The organism is uncultured Campylobacter sp., from assembly GCF_938045535.1.
Classification (GTDB): domain Bacteria; phylum Campylobacterota; class Campylobacteria; order Campylobacterales; family Campylobacteraceae; genus Campylobacter_B.
Map to the genome: position 1 here is coordinate 1 of NZ_CALIMQ010000320.1, position 2,282 is coordinate 2,282.

General features: G+C 35.9%; 3 protein-coding genes. 2 read left to right on the plus strand and 1 reads right to left on the minus strand.

Annotated features, from left to right (window positions below; all coding sequences use genetic code 11):
- The coding region (locus tag Q0095_RS09835; RefSeq protein ID WP_297883341.1) for a YitT family protein at nt 1–351 on the minus strand (351 nt) is incomplete at its 3' end.
- Between the two features lie 216 nt (nt 352–567).
- Here Q0095_RS09835 and Q0095_RS09840 point away from each other — a divergent pair.
- Together Q0095_RS09840 and Q0095_RS09845 are read left to right on the plus strand one after the other, a co-directional pair.
- The gene (locus Q0095_RS09840; RefSeq protein WP_297883342.1) at nt 568–1,128 is read left to right on the plus strand and encodes a hypothetical protein; all 561 of its coding nucleotides are present in this window, start codon (nt 568–570) and stop codon (nt 1,126–1,128) included.
- A gap of 99 nt (nt 1,129–1,227) precedes the next feature.
- On the plus strand, nt 1,228–2,142 hold the full coding sequence (locus Q0095_RS09845) for a DUF3137 domain-containing protein (RefSeq protein WP_177387312.1): 915 nt from the start codon (nt 1,228–1,230) through the stop codon (nt 2,140–2,142).
- Nucleotides 2,143–2,282: the final 140 nt, after the last annotated feature.

Here is a 2,282-nt window from a genome sequence, read left to right on the forward strand (position 1 = left end):
TCCAACTCCAATAATCATACTCATAAAAGGTGTATCAACTAAAGGTTTAATATTCGGAAACATTTTTTCAAACCCGATAAGTGAAACGGACACGACAATAGTAGCATATATACTCAGTCCACCAAATTCTGCACCTATTAGCAAGAACGCCAAGATAAATAAAATAATATTTATTCCAAGTTGGAATACCCCTACAGATATTTCCGGAAAAAATTTTGAAAGTGCTATTGAAAGTCCAGCTGTTCCTCCGATTGTCAAATTATATGGCACCATAAAAAAATAAACACCCGCAGAAACTACAATAGATGCTAATGTCGTAATCACAACTTTTTTTAACGTATTAGAATTCATATTCTCCCCTCCTATAACTTACCGTACAAGTATAACAAAACTTTTTAAAATTTACAACAACTAAATTACATAAGTATTGATTTTTTTATAAAAAAAGTTTACAATTACTTTATACTATATTTTTACATTGTGAATTAAAATTTTTAATGTAATATATGGTAATAAAAAATTTTACAAATTTTATTGTAAATTATCAAAATATTATCGGAGGCTTATATGATTAAACAAATTGAATTAAATTTAGAAACAATTGAATCCATGTTGTATTTATGGACTGCTTTGGCAGAAAAAGAAAAAGTTGCCGAAAGCTTTTTTGTTGATGTAGCTAAACAATATCCACTACAAGCTATAAAGACTAAAGATTTTAATGAAGAATCAGTAAGAAGAGTTTTATCTGCTATCCAAAATAGAGAATTACTTTCTGCTGCAACTAAGGAAGAAAAAAGATTTTGGAATAACAATATGTGGATGATGGAAGATCTTGAACTTCCAAAACTTATGGCAAAACCTATAAAAGTTTTGAATGTAAACCATCTTATTGACGAATTGAATAAAGAATTTCCAAATAACAATAAAGAAATTTTTATAAAAATTTTAAACGAAGATATCGATGTATGGCGCCCGGTAAAGGCTGTTCAAATCGCGCAATATATTTTTAAAATTACCGATACGACGAATTTTGAATCCGAACTGGATGAAATTTTAGAATTCAAATACGGCGATATTGTAAAATGCAGAGAAAAAGGCGGCGATTTATATGCTTTTGAGCTATTATGAAAAAACCCGCCTTATAAATAGCAACGCGCTTATCATATGGCTTGATTTAATCCCATTTTTCGCTATAATGAGCGTCAAATTTCACTCACGGGGATAGCGATGAGCCTTGTTTCTTACGAATTAAAAAAGCAAAAACTAGATGGAGCACGCAATGTGGCGCTTTGGAAGGCGCGCGGCGGTGTAGCAGTGGTAGTACTGGCGCTGTTTATTGCTATGCGCAAGGATTTCGGAGATTTCTCGTTCCTGTTTTTATTGGTACTGCTAGCTCTTGCTTATCCTGCTTACAAATACCTAGCCGTGCGTATTTCGCGTAAATTTGAAGCGCTCAGTGAAGAGGCTTTTAAAAACGAATTTTTGCTTTGGATCGCAAAGGAGCTGCGCCTTACCTTTCAGCCTTTCGGCGCGTTTTTACTCGATGAAATTTACAAAAATCCGCTCCGTAAAGAGGCAAATCTATGCACTTGCAAGCACGCTATAGTGGGCAAGACGCCCGAATTTGGCATAAAAATCGGCGACATCTGCCTAAGTCGCGATTTCGATAAAAACAGAGAAAATCGGGTATTTGAGCTGGATAAAATTCTGCATCTCAAAAAAAAGGATGATACGGCGATTTTCGACGGGCTTTTTGCAAAATTCGATTTTAGCGAGACTTTCGATAGCAAAATTTTAGTCGTACCGCGCGGAGAGTTTATCTTCGGCGCGTCGGATCTTAAGCTGCTTAAAGACAGCCCGCATCTAAGCGCGTCGTTTGACGTATATCTCAACAATCCCGCTGCTGCCGCATTTTTGCAAAACAAAAAAATTTTAGAAAACATGCAGACGATCACCGTAAATTTGTTCGGCAAAACTGAGCTTTATCTGGGTGAAAACAGCCTCGTAATCGGCGTTGAAAATAGCGAAATTTTCAAATCCGCGCCGAGCTCGCAAAGCGCAAAACTGCTCGAAAGCCTAAATAAAATGATCGAGATCGCTAAAATTTTTGCCTATCTCAAAAAGCTCGGGCAGGTGGAATAGAAACATTTCGATTTAAAATTTAAAGCTCAAAGCGCGATCGCGGCGAGCAGAATAAAATTTGCAATAACGGTGCGATAACGGACAAATTTAAAGAGGAGGGGCTGCATTATGGATATAAACGAAATACAAGCTCAAACTCG

Coding starts and splice junctions, on each gene's coding strand:
- Q0095_RS09840 (WP_297883342.1), top strand. CDS start 568: ATGATTAAACAAATTGAATTAAATTTAGAAACAATTGAATCCATGTTG.
- Q0095_RS09845 (WP_177387312.1), top strand. CDS start 1,228: ATGAGCCTTGTTTCTTACGAATTAAAAAAGCAAAAACTAGATGGAGCA.